The following is a 21,565-nucleotide window of genomic DNA, read 5'->3' as shown; positions in this document are numbered from 1 at the left end:
CATGACGACCCCCTCCACCTACCACCTGAAGGCCGTCGCCCCGAAGGCGACACCGTCCCGGGCGACCTTCTGGTCGCAGCTGAAGGCGTCGCTGGCGATGTTCAGCAACCGGAAGTCGGCCACCGGGCTGATCATCCTCGGCGTGTTCGTGCTCGTCGCGATCTTCGCCCCGGTGATCGCGCCCTACGACCCGAACGCGCAGCACCTCGACGAGACGCTGCAGCCGCCGTCGTTCACGCACCTGCTCGGCACGACCCACATCGGCCAGGACGTGTTCAGCCAGCTCGTCTACGGCACCCGCGGCGTCCTCGTCGTCGGCTTCCTCGCGACGATCATGGCGACCGTCGTGGCGATCGTCGTCGGCGTGACGGCGGGCTACCTCCGCGGCTGGAAGAGCGAGTCGCTGTCCGCGCTGTCGAACGTGTTCCTCGTCCTCCCGGCGCTGCCGCTGATGATCATCGTCGCGTCGCAGTTCCAGGACCCGCCGCTCTGGCTGATCGCCGCCGTGCTGGGGCTGACCGGATGGGCGTGGGGCGCCCGCGTGCTGCGCGCGCAGACCATGTCGCTGCGCAACCGCGACTTCATCCAGGCCGCCCGCGCCAACGGAGAGCCGCTGCACCGCATCATCCTCGTGGAGATGCTGCCGAACCTGCTCGCGATCATCGCGTCCAGCTTCGTCGGCACCATGACGGCCGCGGTGCTCGGACTCACCACGCTCGCGTTCATCGGCGTCATCCCGGTGTCGAACCTGAACTGGGGAACCATCCTGTTCTGGGCGCAGCAGAACAACGCGTTCCCCGACTACTGGTGGTGGTACGTCCCCGCCGGGCTCTGCATCGCGCTGCTCGGCGTCGCCCTCGCCCTCATCAACTTCGGGATCGACGAGTACGTCAACCCGCGCCTCCGTTCGGCCGGCGAGCGCGCCCGGGCGATGAAGCGCAAGGGCATGAACATCAACGCCGCCGTCACCCAGGTCCGCACCGCACCGGAAAGTCCCACCGAATGACCTCGCTGCTCCCCTCGACCGACACCACGACCGAACAGGAGACACTCCCCTATCAGGACCCCGCCCTCAGCACGGCGGAACGCGTCGACGACCTCCTCTCCCGGATGACCGTGGAGGAGAAGATCGGGCAGATGCTGCAGCTGGACGCGCGCGACGACCTGCGCGACCACGTGCTGCGACGCCACGCCGGCTCGATCCTGCATACATCGCCGGAGCGCATCCTGGAGGCCAACCGGCTCACGGCTCAGACCCGGCTGCGGATCCCGCTGCTCGTCGGCGAGGACTGCATCCACGGGCACTCGTTCTGGCCGGGGGCGACGATCTACCCCACCCAGCTCGGGATGGCCGCGTCGTGGGATGCGGAGCTCATCGAACGCGTCGCCCGCGCGAGCGCAGAGGAGGTCGCCGCCACCGGCGTGCACTGGACCTTCTCCCCCGTGCTGTGCATCGCCCGCGATCTGCGCTGGGGGCGGATCAGCGAGACCTTCGGCGAGGACCCGTTCCTCATCGGCGAACTCGCGAGCGCGATGGTCCGCGGCTACCAGGGCACGGGGCTCGACGACCCGTCTGCCATCCTCGCGACGGCGAAGCACTTCGCCGGGTACTCCGAGACCCAGGGCGGACGCGACGCGAGCGAGGCGGACCTCTCCCGCCGCAAGCTCCGCAGCTGGTTCCTTCCGCCGTTCGAGCGCGTCGCCCGCGAGGGCTGCCGCACGTTCATGCTCGGTTACCAGAGCACGGACGGCGTCCCGATCACGGTGAACGACTGGCTGCTCAGCGACGTCCTCCGCGGCGAGTGGGGGTACACCGGCACGCTCATCACCGACTGGGACAACGTCGGCCGCATGGTGTGGGAGCAGAAGGTCCAGCCGGACTACGCGCACGCGGCGGCCGCGGCCGTCCGCGCCGGCAATGACATGGTGATGACCACGCCGATGTTCTTCGAGGGGGCGCTGGAGGCGGTCTCGCTGGGGTTGCTCGAGGAGGACGCCTTCGACACGGCCGTCGCCCGTATCTTGACGCTCAAGTTCGACCTGGGCCTGTTCGAGGACCCGCGCCTGCCCTCCCCGTCGCTGGACGAGGTGGTCGGCAGTGCCGCTCATGCCGAGCTCAACCTGGAGATCGCGCGCCGGTCGCTGGTGCTGCTCGAGAACGACGGGACGCTGCCGCTGCCTGCTGCTCCCTCTGCGTCGGCGCCGCTGCGCGTCGCCCTCGTCGGCCCGCTCGCGGACGACGCCCAGACGCAGCTCGGCGACTGGGCCGGGGGCTCCGGCCAGGCGGGCTGGCTCGACGGACAGCCGCGGGAGATGATCACCACCGTGCTCGACGGCCTGCAGGCGATCGACGGCTGGGAGCTCGTGCACGCCCGCGGGGCCGACATCCTGACGCTCGAGGACGACCCGCGCGGCGCGACCTTCCCGGACGGGCAGCCGCGGCCACGGGTGGTGGTGCCTTCTCCGCCGGATCAGGGTCTGATCGACGACGCGGTGGCGGCCGCCTCGGCGTCCGATGTCGTCGTCGCCGTGGTCGGCGACCGGATCGAGCTGGTCGGAGAGGGCCGCTCGACCGCGACGCTGGAGCTGATCGGCGGTCAGAACGCGCTGCTCGACGCCGTGATCGCCACCGGGAAGCCCGTCGTGGTGGTGCTCCTCGCCTCCAAGCCGCTCGTCCTGCCGCCGTCGGTGGGACGCGCCGCGGCCGTCGTCTGGGCGGCCAACCCCGGCATGCGCGGCGGACAGGCGATCGCCGAGCTCCTGGCCGGCCGGATCGAGCCCTCCGGGCGCCTGCCGATCTCGTTCGCCCGGCACGTGGGCCAGCAGCCGACGTACTACAACCAGCTGCGCGGGCAGCACGGCGACCGCTACGCCGACCTCACCCAGCGGCCGGCGTGGGCGTTCGGCGAGGGCCTGTCGTACACGACCGTGGAGTACGAGGACCTGGCGCTCGACCGGACACGGCTCGGCGTCGGCGACCAGATCGAGGCGTCGGTGACCGTCCGCAACACCGGCGACCGTCCTGTCCATGAGACCGTCCAGGTGTACGTGCGGGATGCGGTGACCAGCGTCAGCTGGACCGACCGGGAGCTGAAGGCGTACCGGCAGGTCGAGCTCGCGCCCGGTGCATCGGCTCGCGTGCGCATCCAGCTGCCGGTCGCGGACTGCACCATCGTCGACGCGGACGGCGTCCGTGTGGTGGAGCCGGGTGACTTCGAGCTGCTGGTCGGCCCGTCGTCGCGCGAGGCCGTGCTGCTCTCGGCGGGTTTCGAGGTGGTCGCGCCGTAGAATCGGGCGCGGGATGGACTGTTCGTACTTCGACGCCGGCGTGTGCCGCTCGTGCACGCTGATGAGTGTGCCGTACTCCGAGCAGCTGGAGGGCAAGGACCGGCTCGCCCGCGACCTGCTCGCGCCGTTCGGGGACGCGTCGTGGCTGCCGCCGGTGGCCAGCGCCGAGTCCGGCTACCGGAACAAGGCGAAGATGGTCATCGGCGGCACGGCCGACGCCCCCACGATCGGCATCCTCGACGAGGCCGGACGCGGGGTGGACCTCCGCGAGTGCGGGATCTGCGCTCCCGGAATCCGGGCGGCGCTGCCGGTGCTGGCGCGGTTCATCGGGCGGCAGCGGCTCGAGCCGTACAGCGTCCCCGACCGCCGCGGCGAGCTGAAGTACGTGCTCGTCACCGAATCCCCCGACGGTGAGCTGATGGTGCGGTTCGTCGCGCGGACCGACGCGACGGTGTCGCGCGTGCGGTCGGGCCTGCCATGGCTGCTCGCCGAGCTGCCCGCCGCGCGGGTGGTGACCGTCAACCTCCAGCCGGAGCATAAGGCGGTCGTCGAGGGAGAGACGGACGTCGTGCTCACCCGCGACTCGGCGCTGCCGATGCGGCTGGGCCCGGTGTCGCTGCGCCTGCGACCGCAGAGCTTCTTCCAGACGAATACCGCCGTCGCGACCGAGCTCTACGCGCAGGTCGCGGCGTGGGTCGACGAGGTCTCCCCCGCGTCGGTATGGGACCTGTACTGCGGCGTCGGCGGCTTCGCGCTGCACGTCGCCGCGCCGGGCCGCCGCGTGGTCGGCGTCGAGACCAGCCGGGAGGCGGTCCGCAGCGCGCGGGCCAGCGCCTCCGCGGCGGGGCTTCCGGAGGTGGCGTTCCGGGCGGGCGACGCGACCGCGTTCGCGCTCGGCGCGGCCGCCGCGCCGGAGCTGGTCATCGTGAATCCGCCGCGTCGCGGGATCGGGGCGGAGCTGTCCGGGTGGCTGGAGGACTCGGGCGTGCCGAGCGTCGTCTATTCGAGCTGCAACCCGAAGAGCCTCGCGGCGGACCTCGCCCGGATGCCGTCGTACCGCATCCGCGCCGGGCGCGTGCTCGACATGTTTCCGCAGACCGGGCACATGGAGGTCGCGGTGCTGCTGGAGCGGCGCTGACCGTCCGCTGACGCTTCAGCCGTTCCTGCGCACCCAGCGGAAGGTGAGGCGGCAGCCGATCAGCCCGACGACAAGCCAGATCGACAGCACGACGGCGATCCAGCCCAGCTGCCACCCGCCGCTCGGCTCGGACGCCGCGAAGCTGTCGGGCAGGAAGACGCTGCGCATCCCCTGCGCGATCCACTTCAGCGGGAAGATCGACGCGACGTTCTGCAGCCAGGTGGGCAGCACGTCGAACGGGATGTAGACGCCCGAGATGAACTGCAGGATGAGCACGATCGGGATGATCACGGCGGTCGCGCTCCGGCCGGTGCGCGGCACGGATGACAGCGCGATCCCGAGGACGGCCGAGGTGACGATCCCGAGCAGGTAGATCCAGGCGAACCGCAGCCAGAGGTCGGGTTCGGTGGGGAGGGCGACCCCGAACGCCAGCCGGGCGACCGCGAGGAGCAGGGCGATCTGCAGCACGCTCGTCGCGAGCACCTGGCCCATCTTGCCGGTGAAGTACGACAGCACCGGCAGCGGGGTCCCGCCCAGGCGTTTCAGGGTGCCGTCGCTCTTCTCGCCGGCGATGTCGACGGCGAGGTTCTGGACGCCCGACAGCAGGATGCCGGCCGCGATCATCCCGGGCAGGTAGTAGGCGGCGCGGGTGATGCCGCCCGAGCCGTCCGGGTTGGCGCCGACGTTGCCGAGCCCCTGGAAGGCGACGGAGAAGATGCCGAGCATGACGACCGGGAAGAGGAAGGTGAAGAAGATGGTGTCCGGCTGGCGGAAGTAGACCAGGGTCTCGTAGCGGGCGCGCTCGAGGCCGAGGGACGCGGCGCTCACGAGCCGACCTCGGCCGGAGCCTCGGCCTCGCGGACCAGGTCGAGGTAGATGTCCTCCAGGCTGGGCCGGATGACCTCCAGCTCGCGGGGCTCGCCGTCGGCCTCGCCCACGAGCCGGGCCACGAGGGTGGCCGGGCGGTCGCTGCGCTCGGACTGCAGTGTGCCGTCGGGGTCGCGCCAGCGCACGATCGGGATGCGCGCCGCGTCCCCGCCCAGCTCGCCGACCGGTCCCAACGCGACGAGCCGGCCGGCGGCGATGACGGCCGCGCGATCGCTGAGCTGCGCGGCCTCGTCGAGGTAGTGCGTGGTGAGCAGGATGGTGGTGCCCTCGCGCTTGAGCTGCCGGATCAACTCCCAGAACTGCCGCCGCGCCTCCGGGTCGAACCCGGTGGTGGGCTCGTCGAGGAAGAGCAGCTGGGGGCGGCCGATCACGCCGAGCGCCACGTCCAGCCGCCGTCGCTGGCCACCGGAGAGGTTGCGGACCCGGGTCTTTGCCTTCTCGGTGAGGCCGACGGCAGCGATGACCTCGTCGACGTCCCTCGGTGTCGGGTAGAAGCGGGCGAAATGGGTCAACTGCTCGCGCACACTGACGTTCGCCGCCTCGGCGCTGGTCTGCAGCACCATCCCGAGCCGCGCCTTCCAGGCGGTGCCGCCGGTCGCCGGGTCGACGCCGAGCACCGACACGTCGCCCGAACTGCGGTCGCGGTAGCCCTCGAGGATCTCGATGGTGGTGCTCTTGCCCGCGCCGTTGGGGCCGAGGAGCGCGAACGTCTCGCCGCGCGCGATGTCGAAGTCGATGCCGCGGACGGCCTCGACGGCGCCGTACGCCTTCGTCAGGCCGCGGACCGAGACGGCCGGATCACTGCTCACCGGGTCAGTATCGCAGCGAGCGCCGCATCCCGCACACGTTGCGGGATACGGCGCTCACTGTGATTCGCCGGTGACGGCCGACCGGGCCGCCCGGGGTCAGCCGGGTCAGCTCGCGGCGGACTCGCGCTTCGGCAGCTTCCAGCCCGGGCGCACGAAGTGGCAGGTGTAGCCCCACGGGATGCGCTCGAGGTAGTCCTGGTGCTCCGGCTCGGCCTCCCAGAACGGGCCGGCCGCGGTCACCTCGGTGACGACCTTGCCCGGCCAGAGGCCGGAGGCGTCCACGTCGGCGATGGTGTCCTCGGCGATCCGGCGCTGCTCGTCGTCCTCGTAGAAGATGGCGGAGCGGTAGCTGGTGCCGATGTCGTTTCCCTGGCGGTTCTTCGTCGACGGGTCGTGGATCTGGAAGAAGAACTCGAGGAGGTCGCGGTAGCTGGTCTTCTCGGGGTCGTACTCGATCTCGATCGCCTCGGCGTGGGTGCCGTGGTTGCGGTAGGTGGCGTTCGGGACGTCACCGCCGGTGTAGCCGACGCGGGTGTCGGTCACGCCGGGGAGCTTGCGGACGAGGTCCTGCATGCCCCAGAAACAACCTCCGGCGAGGATGGCCTTCTCAGTCATATTCGTGTCCTTCGTTACTTGTTCTCGAAAAGATGGGTGTACTGGCCGTAGCCGGCCTCGTCGAGCTCGTCGAGCGGGATGAAGCGCATGGCCGCGGAGTTGATGCAGTAGCGCAGCCCGCCCGCCTCGGCCGGGCCGTCGTCGAACAGGTGGCCGAGGTGGCTGTCACCGTGAGCGGAGCGGACCTCGGTGCGGATCATCCCGTACGTGCGGTCGGTCTTCTCAACGATGTTGCCGGGCTCGACCGGGACGGTGAAGCTCGGCCATCCCGAACGGCTGTCGTACTTGTTGACGGACGCGAAAAGCGGCTCACCCGACACGATGTCGACGTACAGACCCTCGTCGTGGTTGTCCCAGTACTTGTTGCGGAACGCCGGCTCCGTGGCGGCCTCCTGGGTGACCGCGTACTGCTGCGGCGTCAGCCGGCTCACGGCCTCCGGGCTCTTGCGGTAGTCCTGTGTCACGTTTCCTCCTTGCGCGGCGCGCTGGCTGCGGCGCCGTCAGTAGATGGAACACGCTGCATGCCCCGGTTGGTCCCGCCGTTCCTGTGAGTTCGCCGAGTGCGCTGAGGGCTAGACGCGCTGCGCGCGCGGGCCCTAGCCTGGCGCCGTTCCGAGAGCGTCCATCCCACCCGTTCACAGCACCGAGCGAAGGAACCCCATGGCACTCCCCACCATCGTCCTCGTCCACGGAGCGTGGGCGGACGCGTCGAGCTGGAATCCCGTCATCACCGATCTCCGCGACCGCGGCTTCACCGTGCTCGCCCCGCCGAACCACCTGCGCAACGCGGCCGACGACGGGGCGTACATCGCCGCGTTCCTGCAGCAGCGCACCGAAGGGCCCGTCGTCCTGGTCGGGCACTCGTACGGCGGCGCGGTCATCAGCGCCGGCGGCGCGCACGGCGGCGACGTGCGCGCGCTCGTCTACGTCGACGCCTTCCTGCCTGACGAGGGCGAGACCGTGTTCAGCCTGCTCGGCGGCTCCGGCTCGGTGTTCGACGTGCCCGACCCGTCCACCGTGTTCGACCTGATCGGCGTTCCGGGCGCGGCGGAGGGCAACCCCGACGTGTTCCTCAAGCCAGCCACCGTGCACGCGTCGTTCGCGCAGGACCTCGAGGTGGAGGCGCGCGACCAGATCGTCGCGGGCCAGCGTCCGATCGCCCTCGCCGCGAACACCACGCCCGCCCCGGCCCCGGCCTGGCGCGAGCGGCCGGTGTGGGCGGTCGTCGGCACGGAGGACAAGGTGATCCCGCCCGCATTGCAGCGCCGGATGGCGGAACGCGCCGATGCGACCATCGTCGAGACGCCGTCGAGCCACGTCTCGATGCTGTCCGCGCCGGATGTCGCGGCCGGCGCGATCGTCGCGGCGGCGGAGTCGGTGGCCTAGCCCTCCGCGGGCCGCGCCTCGTGGCCCGGCTCGCCGTGCGTCCGACGATCCTCCTTCATCTCGGCCTCGAAGAGGTGGCGGCGGCCGGCGGCGAGCCGGTCGCGCGCATCCTTCTCGAGTGACCGGAACAAGGCGTAGTAGCCGTCGTCGAAGTCCTCGACGATCTGGAACGTCCACCGGCCCTCGATGACGTTGCGGCCCACCAGCTCGCGCTCGATGCGGTCGGCGACGTCGGTGTGGCCCGCGTCCCGCAGCGCCTCGACGGCCTCCCCCAGAGTGAGATCCGCCTTGCCCGTCAGCCGGTGGAAGCCGTACAGGAAGCCGCGGGCCTGCTCCATCACCTCCAGCGCCTCGGAGAGCTTGCCCAGCGCCTCCACGGTGGCGTCGTCGAGCCCGTCCGGGCGGCGGTGGGCCTCGTCGGGCCCGTCGGCGGGGGCAGCTTCCGGGGAGGCGTCCTGACCGGTCATCGGTTCTCCTTCGGTGCTCTCGCGCTGTCCGGGATGTCGTCCGGGTCGACCGCGACGGGTTCGCCGTCGGTCGACCGGATCACCGGGATCGCGTCGGTGAACTGCTGCGCGCGCTGCTCGCCCTCGGGCGTACCGCTGAACAGCCGGCCCTCGTCCTCGCTGCGGGCCCGCAGCGGACGCTCCTGCGCCTCCGGCTTCTCCACCAGCTCGACCCGCTGCCGCGGAAGGGAGGCCGGCGAGTAGCGCTGCATCCAGTCGATGAGGCGTTCCCGGATCAGGCAGCGCAGGTCGAACAGCGTCGGAGCGTCCTTCGCCGTCACCAGGACGCGGACCCGCACGAACCCGCCGACCGCATCCGTCACCTGCAGGATGCCGGTGCGGTGGTCCCACAGGTCGGTGCCGGCGAGGATGCGATTGAGCTCCGCCCGCATCCCGCCGGTCGAGACGCGCCAGTCGAGGTCGAACTCCACCGAGCCCAGCAGCTCGCTGTGCTGACGGGTCCAGTTCTCGAACGGCTTCGTCGTGAAGTAGGTCGACGGGAGCACCAGCCGCCGGTCGTCCCAGATGTGCACGACGACGTAGGTGAGGGTGATCTCCTCGATCGTGCCCCACTGCTGCTCCACCACGACGACGTCGTCGATGCGGATGGCGTCCGAGAAGGCGAGCTGGATGCCGGCGAACAGGTTGGCGAGGCTCGACTGCGCTGCGACACCGGCGATGATGCCGATGATCCCGGCCGAGGCCAGGAGGCTCGCGCCGGCCGCCTGCAGCGCCGGGAACGTGAGCAGGATGGCACCGAGCCCGATGACGACGGCCGCGACCACGGTCAGCCGGCGCAGGATGAGCACCTGCGTGCGCACGCGCCGCGCGTACCGGTTGTCGGGCACGTCGAGCCGGTAGCGGGCGAGGCCCAGGTCTTCGACGAAGATGACCAGCGCCGCCGCGAACCACGTGCCGGTCGCGATCGTCAGGATGAGGAAGGTGTGATGGATGCCGCTGCGCCACGCCGCGGTGGTGTCCGGCGGCAGGGTCACCGTGACCGCAATCCACAGGACGACGACCAGGAGGAACAGCCGGAACGGCAGCCGCGACCGCCGGATGAGCAGCGCCGGCCACTCCCTCCTCCGCCCGATCAGCCGCAGGATCAGGGCGAGCAGGGCGGTCACCACCACGGCGACGACGAGGGCCAGGAAGCAGGCGACGGCCAGGGCGGGCCAGCTGCGAAGGGGGGACACGGGTCGGCGGACTCCTCGGGTCGGTTCGCTTCGGCAGTGTACGCGCGCCCGACCCCCGGCTCGACCCGGCTCGCACGCGCGGTGAAGCGGGACTAGCCTGGCCATTCGGGCGGAGGTCCCTCCCGGAACGTGAAGGAGCGGTGATGGCAGCGACACGGACACTCTTCATCGGAGGGACAGGCGTCATCAGCTCGGCCTGCGTGGCGGAGGCGCTGGAGCAGGGTCACGAGGTCACGGTGGTGAACCGCGGCAACAGCTCGACGCGTCCCCTGCCCGACGGCGTCGAGGTGCTGCACGCCGACGTCCGCGACCCCGAGAGCGTCCACCGCGTCCTGGGCGAGCGCAGCTTCGACGTGGCGGCGGAGTTCCTGTCGTTCACCCCGGAGCACATTCGGACCGACCTGGAGCTGTTCGAGGGCCGGGTGGGGCAGTTCGTCTTCATCAGCTCGGCGTCGGCGTACCAGAAGCCGCCGTCGCGCGTGCCGGTCACCGAGTCCACTCCTCTCCGCAACCCGTTCTGGCAGTACTCGCGCGACAAGATCGCGTGCGAGGACCTGCTGATGGAGGCGTACCGCGACCGCGGCTTCCCGGTCACGATCGTGCGCCCCTCGCACACCTACGACCGCACGCTCATCCCGACGACCGGGCACTGGACCGACCTGGCGCGGATGCGGCGGGGGGCGCCCGTGGTCGTGCACGGCGACGGCACCAGCCGGTGGACGATCACGCACAACACCGACTTCGCCGTCGGATTCGTCGGCCTCCTCGGACGTCCGGAGGCCGTGGGCGACAACTTCCACATCACCGGCGACGAGGCCCCGACCTGGGATCGGATCTACTGCGACCTCGCCGAAGCACTCGGCGTGGAGGCCGAACTGGTGCACGTCGCGAGCGAGTCCATCGCCGCCGTGATCCCGGAGGCCGGCCCCGGTCTGCTCGGGGACAAGGCCCACTCGATGCACTTCGACAACAGCAAGGTGAAGGCGCTCGTCCCCGGCTTCCAGCCGAAGGTGCCCTTCGCGCGCGGGGCCGGCGAGATCGTGGAGTGGTTCCTCGCCGACGCCGAGCGCCAGAAGGTCGACCCGGATCTGGACGCCGCCTTCGACCGGTTGGTCGACCACGCGCGTGCGTTCGCCGCGGTGTCCGTCTGACGGCCTACCGAACCCCTCGCAGCACTTTTGACCATCAGAAGCAAGAAACAGGAGCTTTACTATAAAGAAACTTTCCTGATACATTCTCCGGCAAGGATCGTTCCAACGAAGGGATGAGGATGGCCGGACCTGTACGCGGCACCCCCGGGTGGCTGCGCGAGACCAACGACCGCACCGCGCTGTCGCTGCTGCTCGAGCACGGCGTCCTCACCCGCTCCCGTATCGGCGAGCTCTCCGGGCTCTCCAAGCCCACCGCGGCCCAGATGGTCGCCCGCCTCGAGACCGCGGGTCTCATCCACGTGGTCGGCGAGGTCTCCGGCGGACGTGGACCCAACGCCGCCAGCTACGCCGTGCGCACCGACCGGATGCTCGGCGTCGCGATCGACATCGACGCGGAGGCGATCCGCTCGACCGTGGTGGACGCGGCCGGCGCAGAGCGGCCCATCGCCGTCACCCCGCTCGCCGCGCGCACACCGGAGGAGGACATCCGCCTCGCGGTCGACGCCGCCTGCGCGGCCTCGGACGCCGACCCGCAGCGCGTCGGCGCCGTGTGCATCGGCGTGCAGGGCGCGCTCGACCCGCGCACCGACGAGCTCACCTACATCGAGACGCTGCCCGGCTGGCCCAAGCAGGGCATCCGGCGCCGGCTGTCCGACGCGCTCGGCATCGCCGTGCACATCGACAACGACGTGAACCTCGCGGCGCTCGCCGAACGCACAGACGGCGCCGGCCGTGACACCGGCGGGTTCGCCCTGCTCTGGCTCGACGAAGGCCTCGGCCTGTCCGTCGACCAGGGCGGCAGCGTCCACCGCGGCGCGTCGGGCGGCGCCGGCGAGATCGGCTACCTGCCCATCCCCCGCTCCGCCGCCGAGCTGGACCCGGACGCCCGCGACCTGCAGGACCTCATCGGAGGCCCTGCGGTCGCACGGCTCGCCGCGCACCACGGGTCGGACCGGGACGGGTTCCTCCGCGAGCTCGCCCGCCGGGTCGCCGTCGGCGTCGTGCCCGTGCTCGCCCTCCTCGACCCCGAGCTCGTCGTGCTCGGCGGCGCGACCGGCCTGGCCGGCGGTCCGCGCCTCGCCGAGCTCGTCACCGCCGAGCTCCGCCCCGCCTGGGGCGATCGCAGCGTCGTCGCGACCGGCGTCGCCGCCCATCCCGTGCTCCGCGGAGCCCGGGAACACCTCGTCGGCGACGTGCGCGACGCGCTCTTCGCCGAAGTGTCGCGGATCGCACCGTAGCGCCCGCGCACCGCACCATCCAGCACCGCACCACCCGGCACTGCACCATTCGGCACCACCAACAGTGAGGGAGCCCCACCCGTGAAACACCGTCATCTCGTCGCCGCGGCCGCGATCACCGCCGCCGCCGCGCTCGCCCTCTCCGGCTGCTCCGGAGGCTCCGGCGGCGCGAACTTCAGCGACAGCACCCCGAAGGATCTGAGCGGCACCGTCTCGTTCTGGCACTTCTTCTCCGACCGGGAGGCGAAGGTCATCCAGTCCGTCGTCGACGACTTCGAGAAGAAGTACCCGAAGATCAAGGTCGACGTCCACTCCGGCCAGGACGACGAGAAGCTGCAGAAGGCCATCGCCACCGGCAGCAAGGTCGACGTCGGCCTCTCGTACTCCACCGACATCGTCGGCAACTTCTGCTCGAACGGCGCGTTCCGCAGCCTCAACAAGGTGATCGAGCGCGACGGCGTCGACCTGAGCCAGTTCTCCGACACCGTGAAGTCGTACACCGAGTACAAGGGCACCCGCTGCGCGATGCCGATGCTCGCCGACGTGTACGGCCTCTACTACAACAAGGACCTGCTCCAGGCCGCCGGCTACACGGCGCCGCCGAAGACGCTCACCGAGCTGGAGACGATGGCCGAGAAGCTGACCACCCTCAACCCGGACGGCTCGATCAAGACCCTCGGCTTCAATCCGACGATGGGCTGGTACGAGAACTCGGCCGCCCATTACGGTCCGGCCGCGGACGCCCAGTGGCTGAAGCCGGACGGCACCAGCGCGGTCGGCTCCAGCGAGGGCTGGAAGCAGCTGATGACGTGGCAGAAGGGCTTCGTCGACAAGATCGGCTGGGACAAGCTCAACGCGTTCACCTCGGGGCTCGGCCAGGAGTTCTCGGCCGACAACGCGTTCCAGACCGGCCAGGTCGCGATGAACCTCGACGGCGAGTACCGCACGGCGTTCATCGACGATCAGGCCAAGGGGCTGAACTACGGCACGGCGCCCTTCCCGACGACCGACGAGCACTCCGACCTCTACGGCGGCGGCTACATCACCGGCAACATCATGGGCATCTCGAAGGGCTCGAAGCAGCCCGAGCTGGCCTGGGCGCTGCTGAAGTACCTGAGCACCGACACGGACGCGGTCGTGAAGCTCGCGAACGGCCTGAAGAACGTGCCCACCACGAAGGACGCGCTCAACAGCCCGAAGCTGGAGGTGTCGGAGCAGTTCAAGACGTTCCTCGACATCGCCGCGGACAAGAACGTGCAGACCACGCCGCCGAGCCCGCTCGGCGCCGGCTACCAGCAGACCTTCGAGGACTACTGGAACAAGTACCAGAGCCAGGGCGGCGATCTGGATGCGGGCCTGAAGGCGGTCGACAAGCAGATCGACGACGCGCTCTCGCTGAGCACGGGACCGTGAGCCGAGCCTCATGACCGCCACCCTCGATCGTGCGGGGCGGGTCGCCGCCCGCCCCGCACGGCGCTCGGCCGCCCGGCGCCGCCGCAGCCTCGTCACCCTCGCCCTGCTCGCCCCGGCGCTGCTCGGCCTGCTGATCTTCTTCGTCTACCCGCTCATCGCGTCCGTGTACTACTCGTTCACGCGCTTCGATCTGGTTTCGGCCCCGGAGTGGATCGGCCTGCGCAACTACGAGTACCTGTTCACGCAGGATCCGAACGTGTGGCTGGCGACCCTCAACACCCTCTGGTTCGTGGTGATCTGGGTGCCCGTGAAGACGGCGTTCGCGCTGCTCATCGCGGGGCTTCTCGCCCGGGCGCGGCGCGCATCCGGGTTCTGGCGGACGGTGTTCTACCTGCCGGCGCTCGTGCCGCCGGTGGCCAGCGTGGTGGCGTTCGTGTTCCTGTTCAACCCGGGGACCGGTCCGGTCAACCAGGTGCTCGCGTGGTTCGGGATCAAGGGCCCGCTGTGGTTCAACGACCCCGCGTGGTCGAAGCCGTCGCTGGTGCTGCTCGGCATCTGGGTGATGGGCGACGTCATGATCATCTTCCTGGCCGCGCTGCTGGATGTGCCGCGCGAGCAGTACGAGGCGGCGTCGCTGGACGGCGCGGGCGGCCTGCAGAAGCTGCGGTACGTGACCCTGCCCTCGATCGGACCCGTGCTGCTGTTCGCGGCGGTCACCGGGGTCATCGCGGCCATCCAGTACTTCACGGAGGCGGCGGTCGCGTCGTCGGTTGCGTCGGGCAAGGCAGTCGTTGGCCAGGGCATCTCGACCAACCTCGGCTACCCCGACGGCTCGCTGCTGACCTACACGCAATGGCTCTACGTCCGCGGCTTCGGCACCTACCAGCTCGGCTACGCCTCGGCGCTCGCGGTGCTGCTGTTCGTGGTCGCGGCCGTCATCCTCGTCCTGCTGCTCCGCCGCTTCAAGGCGTTCACCCCGGAAGGCGCGCAATGACCTCCGCCACCCTCTCCCCCGGCACCACGACGAACAGCCGTCCGCCGGCGAGCCGCCGCATCCCCACGCCGCGATCGATGCGCGCCCGGAGCGTCCTGGGCTGGATCGCGGAGCACACGGTGCTGGTCGTGCTCGCGGTGCTGTTCATCGCGCCGGTCGTCTTCGTCTTCCTGACCTCGCTGATGTCGAGCGAGCAGACGCTCACGGCATCGCTGTGGCCGCAGCCGTTCCACTGGGACAACTACGTGAAGGTGTTCACGACCGTCCCGCTGGCGCAGTGGTTCGCGAACTCGGCGCTGTACGCGGTGCTGGCGACGGTGTTCATGCTGGTGTCCAGCGTCCCTGCGGCCTACGCCCTCGCCAAGATCCGCTTCCGCGGATCGGGCGTGCTGTTCACCGTGATCATCATCGCGATGCTGCTGCCGCCGCAGGTCACGGCCATCCCGATCTACGTGATGTGGTCGCAGCTCGGCCTGACCGGCACGCTGTGGCCGCTCATCCTGCCGAACCTGCTCGGCGACGCCTTCTCGATCTTCCTGCTGCGGCAGTTCTTCCTGACCATCCCGAGCGAGTACTCCGACGCCGCACGCATCGACGGCAACGGCGAGTTCGGGGTGCTGTGGCGGGTGGTCATCCCGATGGCGAAGCCCGGCATCGCGGCGACAGCGATCTTCCTGTTCTTCGCCTCCTGGAACGACTACTACGGTCCCCTGCTGTACACGTCCGAGAACCCGGCCGCGTGGCCCGTCGCCTACGGGCTCGCGTCGTTCCGGGGCGTGCATGGCACCGACTGGGGACTCACCATGGCGATGACGATGCTCGTCACCGTGCCCGTCGTCCTGATCTTCTTCTTCGCCCAACGCGTGTTCGTCGAGGGCATCACACTCACCGGCGTGAAGGGATAAGCCACGTGAAACTCACCGTCGTCGGAGGCGGCTCCACCTACACTCCCGAGCTCATCGACGGGTTCGCCCGGCTGCGCTCCGTGCTCCCGGTCGAGGAGCTGTGGCTGGTCGACCCCGATCCCGACCGGCTGCGGCTGGTCGGCGGCATGAGCGAGCGGATGTTCCGCGCCGCCGGTCACCCCGGGCGCATCGTGCCGACCTCCGACCTGGTCGCGGGCGTGGCGGACGCGGATGTCGTGCTCATCCAGCTCCGCGTCGGCGGGCAGGCCGCGCGGCACGGAGACGAGACCTGGCCCCACGAGTGCGGCTGCATCGGGCAGGAGACCACCGGCCCGGGCGGCTTCGCCAAGGCGCTGCGCACGGTCCCCGTCGTGCTGCGCGTCGCCGAGGAGGTGCGCCGGCACGCGAAGCCGGACGCGTGGATCGTCGACTTCACCAACCCGGTCGGCATCGTCACGCGCGCGCTGCTCCAGGAGGGCCACCGCGCGGTCGGGCTGTGCAACGTCGCGATCGGGTTCCAGCGCCGGTTCGCCGGGATGCTCGGCGTCTCGCCCTCGCAGGTGCAGCTCGGACACGTCGGACTCAACCACCTGACCTGGGAGCGGTCCGTACTGGTGACCGACGACTCCGGCACCCGGGATGCTCTGCCCGGCCTCCTCGACGCGCGGCTCGAGCAGCTGGCCGAGGAGGTCGAGCTCCCGGCATCGCTGCTGCGGCTGCTCGGCGACGTGCCCAGCTACTACCTCCGGTACTACTACGCCCACGACGAGGTGCTGCGCGAACAGCTCGACTCCCCCACCCGCGCCGAGGCCGTGCAGCGCGTCGAGCGCGAGCTGCTGGAGCTCTACGGCGACCCGTCGGTCGACACCAAGCCGGAGCAGCTGGGGCAGCGCGGCGGCGCCTTCTACTCGGAGGCCGCGGTCGACCTCATCGCATCGCTCACCGGCGACCGCGGCGACGTCCAGGTCGTGAACCTCCGCAACGGGGGGACGCTGCCCTTCCTGCCCGACGACCACGTGATCGAGGTGCCGGCGACGGTGGACGCGCGCGGCGTGACCGCGCTGCCGGTCGAGCCGTTGCCCGCCGACCACGCGGGCCTGATCGCGCATGTCGCCGGCTACGAGCGCCTTGCGCTCGAGGCGGCCGTGCACGGCGGTCGCGACCGGGTGCTGCGGGCGATGCTCGCCCATCCCCTCGTCGGGCAGTACGACCGGGCGGAACGCCTCACCGATCTGCTGATCGCGCACAACCGGGACCACCTGGCGTGGGCGCGATGAGCGGCGACGGGACGGCTGGCCCCATCGTCGTCGCGGTCGACGGCGGCGGCTCGAAGACCGACGCCGTCGCCCTGTCGCTCGACGGCACGGTGCTCGCCGAGGCGCGCGCCGGCACCTCCAGCCCGCACGTGCTGGGGATGGACGGCGCCGTCGCGCTGGTCGGCGACCTCATCGAGCAGCTGCTCGCCCGGACCGGACCCCGGCCGCTCGCCGCCGCGAACCTGTACCTCTCCGGGCTCGACCTGCCGGCGGAGATCGCGGACTTCCGTGACCGGATCGCCGGCACGCCGTGGGCGGACGCGACGATCGACAATGATCTGTTCGCCCTGCTCCGCGCGGGCACCGGCGAACCGGACGCGGTGGCCGTGGTCTGCGGCACCGGCATCAACTGCGTGGGCGTCCGCTCCGACGGCGCGGTCGTCCGCTACGCCTCGCTCGGCACGATCTCGGGCGACTGGGGCGGCGGCTGGCACCTCGGCGAGCGCGCCCTCTGGTACGCCGCGCGGGCGGTCGACGGACGCGGGGAGCCGACCGTGCTGGCGGAGGCCGTTCCCGCAGCCCTGGGCCTGGCGAGCGTCCAGGACGTGATCGAGGCCATCCACTTCGGGCGGCTGGCGAGCAGCGAGCTGTCGCGCCTGTCCCCCGTCGTGTTCGCCTGCGCGCGCGAGGGCGACGCCATCGCCACCGGGCTGACCGACGAGCAGGCGGAGGAGATCGCGACGATGGCGGTCACCACGCTGCGGCGCCTCGACCTGCTCGACCGCGCGGTGCCCGTGGTGCTCGGCGGCGGCGTCATCGGCAGCCGCGACGAGCGCCTGCTCGGGACGGTGGAACGGCTGCTCGCCGAGCGCGCGCCTCTGGCCAGGACGGAGCTCGTGACGGCGGCGCCCATCCTGGGCGCGGCCCTCCTCGCGCTGGAGTCGGCGGACGCGTCCGCCGAGGCGGTCGAGACCGCCAGAAGCACCCTGACGGAGCGGCCGGCCGCGGTGGTTCACTAGTCGTATCGACTACGACTACGCCGCCGAACGCGCGCGGATGGTCGAGGAACAGCTCGCCCGCCGCGGGATCGGGGATCAGCGGGTCCTCGATGCGATGCGACGCGTCCCGCGCCACCTGTTCGTGGAGGCGACGGCCGCTCCGTACGCGTACGAGGACCATCCGATGCCGATCGGCGACGGGCAGACGATCTCGCAGCCGTACATCGTCGCGCTGATGCTGGAGGCGGCGCGCATCGGCCCGGAGGACGCGGTGCTGGATGTGGGCACCGGCTCCGGCTACGCGGCCGCGATCGCCGCGGTGCTGGCCCACCGCGTGGTCAGCATCGAGCGGCACGCGGACCTCGCGGTCGGTGCGGCGGCGACGCTGGAAGCGCTGGGCTACCGGGTGGACGTGGTGACCGGGGACGGGACGCTCGGCTGGCCGGCGGGCGCGCCCTACGACGCGATCGTGGCGGCGGCGACCGGTCCGTCCGTCCCGCCGGCGTGGTGGGAGCAGCTCGCTCCGGGTGGCCGCATCGTCATGCCGGTGGGCCGCCCCGGCCGCGCCCAGCGCCTGGCGCTCTTCGAGCGCGACGACGACGGCGCGGTGCGCGAGACCAACCTCGGCGGCGTCGCGTTCGTCCCCCTCGTCGGCGAGCACGGCTGGCCCGCCTGACCCGCTCCCCTCCCCGCCATCGAGTCCGCAAAGATTGCACGCGACACGCCGACCGAGCGTGCAGTCTTTGCGGACTCGATGGAGGGGCGGACCGGTCAGATGAGCGCGGCCGCGAGGGCCGGGGTGCGGAGGCCGGCGAGCAGGGCGGCGAGCTGGCCCTCGGGGGCGTGGACGTCCTCGGGATGCCACTGCACAGCGAGCACCGGCGCGTCGCGGTGCTCGACCGCCTCGACGTGGCCGTCGTGCGAGCGGGCGGTGACCACGAGGCCGTCGCCGAGCGCGTCCACGGCCTGGTGGTGGGCGCTGCGGACCTCGACGGTCGGCTCGCCCAGCAGATCGGCGACGCGGCTGCCGTGCGCGACGTCCACGGTGTGGGTGGTCAGCACCTGCGGGATCGGGACGCCGCGGTTGACGTGACCGCACTCCTCACCCAGGTCCTGAACCAGGGTGCCGCCCAGGGCGACGTTGACGATCTGGAGGCCGCGGCAGATGCCGAGCAGCGGCGTCCGGCGCTCGATCGCCGCGCGGGCGAGGGCCAGCTGGGCCGCATCCGCGACGGGCAGGTGCCGCGACTCGTTGGGGTAGCCGGTCTGGGCGCCGTAGAAGCCGGGGTGGATGTCCTCCCCGCCGACGATCACGATCGCGTCGGCCCGGGCGGTTGCGGCGAGCAGCGCCTCCGTACCGGCGTCGGCCGCGAGGCGGTCGACGCTCCAGCCCTGCGCTCCCGCCTCGGCGAGGACGTTGCCGACGAGGAGCTGCACGTAGTCGTGGTACGCCGGGTCGTGGGCGCGGAGGCGGGTCGCCTCGACGACGGCCAGGACGGGCTGCACGGACATGCGCTCCTCCTCTCGACCGGGTCACTCCATCCCACCAGGCCTCCGCGCCGGCCGCACCCCGGGCCGTAACAGGCCGAAACCTTCACAGTGCCGGGGAGCCCGAATAGACTCGGCAGCATCCCAGCCGGGACCCGAGAGAGTGGGTTGATGCCGTTGCGACGTCTGCTGAGCCGGGCCGCGCTCGTTCTGGGGCTCATCGCCGGCTCGCTGGCGCTCACCGCCTCCCCCGCCGCCGCGTCCGACCCGGTCGATCTCGGCCCCAGCCACGTGGTCGACGAGTCACAGGTGCTGAGCGGCGCCGACGAGGCGCGCATCGCCGACGCGGCGAAGAAGCTCTACGACCAGGACCGCGTCGACCTCTTCGTCGTCTTCGTGCCCCGGTTCACCAACCCGACCGAGGCGGCCGACTGGGCCAACGAGACGGCCGCGCGCAACGGCCTCGGCCAGCGTGACTACCTGCTCGCCGTGTCGACGGACGGCCGCACCTACTACCTCTCCGGCGACGACGACGGGCCGGTCAGCGCCGATCAGCTCGACAGCATCGAGCAGAACGACATCGAGCCGAAGCTGCAGGCGAACGACTGGACCGGCGCGGCCGTCGCGGCGGCGCAGGGACTCGGCGACGCGGTCGGCGGCGGAGGCGGCGGAGCCGTGTTCTTCTGGGTCTTCCTGATCGGCGTGATCGTCGTCGGCGTCGTCGTCTTCGTGCTCGTGCGCTCCCGCACCTCGCGCAAGAAGCAGGCCGCGACCGGACCGGCCACCCCGCAGAGCGAGCTGCAGACCATCCCGCTGGACGAGCTGGAGCGGCGCGCAGGGTCGGCGCTCGTGCAGACGGACGACGCCATCCGCACCAGCGAGGAGGAGCTGGGCTTCGCGACCGCGCAGTACGGCGCGGACGCGGTGCTGCCGTTCCAGGCCGCGCTCGACCAGGCGAAGGGGCAACTGCGGGAGGCGTTCACCCTCAAGCAGCGGCTGGACGACGCCGAGCCGGACACCGACGAGCAGCGGCGCGAGTGGAACATCCGCATCGTCCAGCTGTGCGGCGCGGCCAACCAGGCGCTGGACGCCCAGGCGGACGCGTTCGACGAGCTGCGGGCGCTGGAGAAGCGCATCCCGGAGGCGTCGGCCGAGATCCGCACGCAGGCGGCGGCGCTGCGGCAGCGTCTGACCACCACGACCGCCACGCTGGACGCGCTCGCCCAGCGGTACACGGACGCGTCGCTCGCGACCGTGGCCGACAACGTCGAGCAGGCGACGCAGCGTCTCGACTTCACCGACACCGCGCTCGCCGGGGCGGCCGAGAAGGCGACGGCGGGACAGGCCGGTGCGGCGGCGGTCGGCGTGCGCGCGGCCGAGGAGTCGGCCGACCAGGCCGGGCTGCTGCTGGACGCGGTCGACCGCCTCGGCGCGGACCTCGCGGCCGCGCAGCAGTCGCTCGACACCACGCTCGCCGAGCTGCGCAGCGACCTCGCCGAGGCCAAGGCCCTCGCGGCCGCGGACGACCCAGGCGGCACCATCGCGGCGACCGTCGCCGGCACCGAGCAGACGGTGAACGACGTGCAGGCGAAGATCGCCGCCGGTCGCGTGAACCCGCTGGAACTGGCGCAGCGGCTGGACGCGGCCAACCGGTCCATCGACGGCGTGCTGCAGGGGGTCCGGGATGCGCGTGCGCAGGCGCAGCGCGCGGCCTCGGCCCTGCAGCAGACGCTGCTCACCGCGAAGGCCCGCGTCTCCGCGTGCGAGGACTTCATCACCGCACGCCGCGGCGCGGTCGGCCCGGAGGCCCGCACCCGGCTCGCCGAGGCCGGGCGACTCGTCGTGCAGGCCGAGCAGACGGCGGCCACCGACGCGGTGTCCGCGCTGGCTCTGGCCCAGCGGGCCGCTCAGCTCGCCGATGAGGCGACGCAGCTCGCGCAGCAGGATGTCGGCGGTTTCTCGCCCCAGACCGGCGGCGGCCTGGGCGACATCTTCGGCGGCGGCACGTCCGGCCGCGGCGGCGGAAGCGGTGCCATGGGCGCGATCCTCGGCGGCATCCTCATCGACTCGGTGCTGCGCGGCGGCATGGGCGGCGGAGGCGGCAGCGGCTGGGGAGGCGGCGGTGGCGGCTTCGGCGGCTGGGGCGGCGGAGGCGGCGGTCGCAGCGGCGGCGGAGGCGGCTTCAGCGCGGGCAGCTTCGGCGGCGGCGGCACGCGCAGCCGGCGCGGCGGCGGACGATTCTGACCGGAACCACGACAGACCTCACAAGCGCCCATCGGGGGCGGGAGCGAAAGGA

Annotated in this window: 20 protein-coding genes; 13 read left to right on the top strand and 7 right to left on the bottom strand. The window is 71.6% G+C overall.

The features are described 5' to 3' along the window. Position 1 precedes the first annotated feature (1 nt). Genes AB0P25_RS13630 through rlmC form a run of 3 tightly spaced genes read left to right on the top strand, consistent with a single transcriptional unit; the run spans position 2 to position 4,426 of the window. A complete protein-coding gene (locus tag AB0P25_RS13630; protein ID WP_363808013.1) occupies positions 2 to 1,006 on the top strand; it encodes an ABC transporter permease in 1,005 nt (334 codons plus the stop codon). Further along, positions 1,003 to 3,288 (top strand): glycoside hydrolase family 3 N-terminal domain-containing protein, encoded by a 2,286-nt coding sequence (locus AB0P25_RS13625; protein ID WP_363808012.1) that lies wholly within the window; start codon positions 1,003 to 1,005, stop codon positions 3,286 to 3,288. The genes AB0P25_RS13630 and AB0P25_RS13625 overlap by 4 nt, the downstream gene beginning before the upstream one ends. A gap of 13 nt (positions 3,289 to 3,301) precedes the next feature. Further along, the gene (rlmC, locus tag AB0P25_RS13620) at positions 3,302 to 4,426 is read left to right on the top strand and encodes a 23S rRNA (uracil(747)-C(5))-methyltransferase RlmC (RefSeq protein WP_363808011.1); all 1,125 of its coding nucleotides are present in this window, start codon (positions 3,302 to 3,304) and stop codon (positions 4,424 to 4,426) included. A 15-nt stretch (positions 4,427 to 4,441) separates the two neighbouring features. Here rlmC and AB0P25_RS13615 read toward each other — a convergent pair whose 3' ends face one another. The 4 genes from AB0P25_RS13615 to msrB all read right to left on the bottom strand — a co-directional run bounded on the left by AB0P25_RS13615 (position 4,442) and on the right by msrB (position 7,202). Beyond that, complete coding sequence (locus AB0P25_RS13615; protein WP_363808009.1) at positions 4,442 to 5,254, bottom strand: ABC transporter permease; 813 nt, start codon at positions 5,252 to 5,254, stop codon at positions 4,442 to 4,444. Continuing rightward, the gene (locus AB0P25_RS13610) at positions 5,251 to 6,123 is read right to left on the bottom strand and encodes an ABC transporter ATP-binding protein (RefSeq protein ID WP_363808008.1); all 873 of its coding nucleotides are present in this window, start codon (positions 6,121 to 6,123) and stop codon (positions 5,251 to 5,253) included. Before AB0P25_RS13610 ends, AB0P25_RS13615 begins: the two co-directional genes overlap by 4 nt. A 105-nt stretch (positions 6,124 to 6,228) precedes the next feature. Then, positions 6,229 to 6,738: a peptide-methionine (S)-S-oxide reductase MsrA gene (gene msrA / locus AB0P25_RS13605; protein WP_363808007.1), complete on the bottom strand. Its 510-nt coding sequence runs from the start codon at positions 6,736 to 6,738 to the stop codon at positions 6,229 to 6,231. 14 nt (positions 6,739 to 6,752) lie between these two features. Continuing rightward, positions 6,753 to 7,202, bottom strand: a complete 450-nt coding sequence (msrB, locus tag AB0P25_RS13600) for a peptide-methionine (R)-S-oxide reductase MsrB (RefSeq protein WP_363808006.1) — start codon at positions 7,200 to 7,202, stop codon at positions 6,753 to 6,755. Between the two features lie 196 nt (positions 7,203 to 7,398). On the opposite strand from msrB, the gene AB0P25_RS13595 reads away from it, so the two are divergent. Continuing rightward, positions 7,399 to 8,124 carry an alpha/beta hydrolase gene (locus AB0P25_RS13595; protein ID WP_363808005.1) on the top strand — a complete coding sequence of 242 codons (726 nt, stop codon included), beginning with the start codon at positions 7,399 to 7,401 and terminating at the stop codon, positions 8,122 to 8,124. Here AB0P25_RS13595 and AB0P25_RS13590 read toward each other — a convergent pair. Continuing rightward, entirely contained in the window at positions 8,121 to 8,591 is a 471-nt protein-coding gene (locus AB0P25_RS13590) for a hypothetical protein (RefSeq protein WP_363808004.1), read from the bottom strand. The genes AB0P25_RS13595 and AB0P25_RS13590 overlap by 4 nt on opposite strands. Then, positions 8,588 to 9,826 (bottom strand): mechanosensitive ion channel domain-containing protein, encoded by a 1,239-nt coding sequence (locus AB0P25_RS13585; RefSeq protein ID WP_363808003.1) that lies wholly within the window; start codon positions 9,824 to 9,826, stop codon positions 8,588 to 8,590. The genes AB0P25_RS13590 and AB0P25_RS13585 overlap by 4 nt, the downstream gene beginning before the upstream one ends. Before the next feature lie 143 nt (positions 9,827 to 9,969). On the opposite strand from AB0P25_RS13585, the gene AB0P25_RS13580 reads away from it, so the two are divergent. From AB0P25_RS13580 to AB0P25_RS13545, 8 genes are all read left to right on the top strand, one after another. Continuing rightward, positions 9,970 to 10,977, top strand: coding sequence for an SDR family oxidoreductase (locus tag AB0P25_RS13580; RefSeq protein ID WP_363808001.1), 1,008 nt, complete (start codon positions 9,970 to 9,972; stop codon positions 10,975 to 10,977). A gap of 119 nt (positions 10,978 to 11,096) precedes the next feature. Next, positions 11,097 to 12,215, top strand: coding sequence for an ROK family transcriptional regulator (locus AB0P25_RS13575; RefSeq protein ID WP_363808000.1), 1,119 nt, complete (start codon positions 11,097 to 11,099; stop codon positions 12,213 to 12,215). An 81-nt stretch (positions 12,216 to 12,296) separates the two neighbouring features. Further along, on the top strand, positions 12,297 to 13,628 hold the full coding sequence (locus tag AB0P25_RS13570; protein ID WP_363807998.1) for an ABC transporter substrate-binding protein: 1,332 nt from the start codon (positions 12,297 to 12,299) through the stop codon (positions 13,626 to 13,628). Positions 13,629 to 13,638: 10 nt separating this feature from the next. Continuing rightward, a complete protein-coding gene (locus AB0P25_RS13565) occupies positions 13,639 to 14,622 on the top strand; it encodes a sugar ABC transporter permease (protein ID WP_363807997.1) in 984 nt (327 codons plus the stop codon). After that, on the top strand, positions 14,619 to 15,527 hold the full coding sequence (locus tag AB0P25_RS13560; protein WP_363807996.1) for a carbohydrate ABC transporter permease: 909 nt from the start codon (positions 14,619 to 14,621) through the stop codon (positions 15,525 to 15,527). Before AB0P25_RS13565 ends, AB0P25_RS13560 begins: the two co-directional genes overlap by 4 nt. 5 nt (positions 15,528 to 15,532) lie before the next feature. Continuing rightward, positions 15,533 to 16,804 (top strand): 6-phospho-beta-glucosidase, encoded by a 1,272-nt coding sequence (locus AB0P25_RS13555; RefSeq protein ID WP_363807995.1) that lies wholly within the window; start codon positions 15,533 to 15,535, stop codon positions 16,802 to 16,804. Continuing rightward, on the top strand, positions 16,801 to 17,802 hold the full coding sequence (locus tag AB0P25_RS13550) for a BadF/BadG/BcrA/BcrD ATPase family protein (RefSeq protein WP_363807994.1): 1,002 nt from the start codon (positions 16,801 to 16,803) through the stop codon (positions 17,800 to 17,802). The genes AB0P25_RS13555 and AB0P25_RS13550 overlap by 4 nt, the downstream gene beginning before the upstream one ends. Before the next feature lie 37 nt (positions 17,803 to 17,839). Beyond that, a complete protein-coding gene (locus AB0P25_RS13545; RefSeq protein WP_363807992.1) occupies positions 17,840 to 18,457 on the top strand; it encodes a protein-L-isoaspartate(D-aspartate) O-methyltransferase in 618 nt (205 codons plus the stop codon). 95 nt (positions 18,458 to 18,552) lie between these two features. On the opposite strand, the gene AB0P25_RS13540 is transcribed toward AB0P25_RS13545, so the two are convergent. Continuing rightward, positions 18,553 to 19,293 (bottom strand): gamma-glutamyl-gamma-aminobutyrate hydrolase family protein, encoded by a 741-nt coding sequence (locus AB0P25_RS13540; RefSeq protein WP_363807991.1) that lies wholly within the window; start codon positions 19,291 to 19,293, stop codon positions 18,553 to 18,555. Positions 19,294 to 19,440: 147 nt separating this feature from the next. On the opposite strand from AB0P25_RS13540, the gene AB0P25_RS13535 reads away from it, so the two are divergent. Continuing rightward, the gene (locus tag AB0P25_RS13535) at positions 19,441 to 21,513 is read left to right on the top strand and encodes a TPM domain-containing protein (RefSeq protein WP_363807990.1); all 2,073 of its coding nucleotides are present in this window, start codon (positions 19,441 to 19,443) and stop codon (positions 21,511 to 21,513) included. Positions 21,514 to 21,565: the final 52 nt, after the last annotated feature.

It is taken from the genome of Leifsonia sp. NPDC077715, assembly GCF_040686855.1.
GTDB lineage: Bacteria > Actinomycetota > Actinomycetes > Actinomycetales > Microbacteriaceae > Leifsonia.
This window is presented reverse-complemented; position numbering and strand designations above follow the sequence as displayed.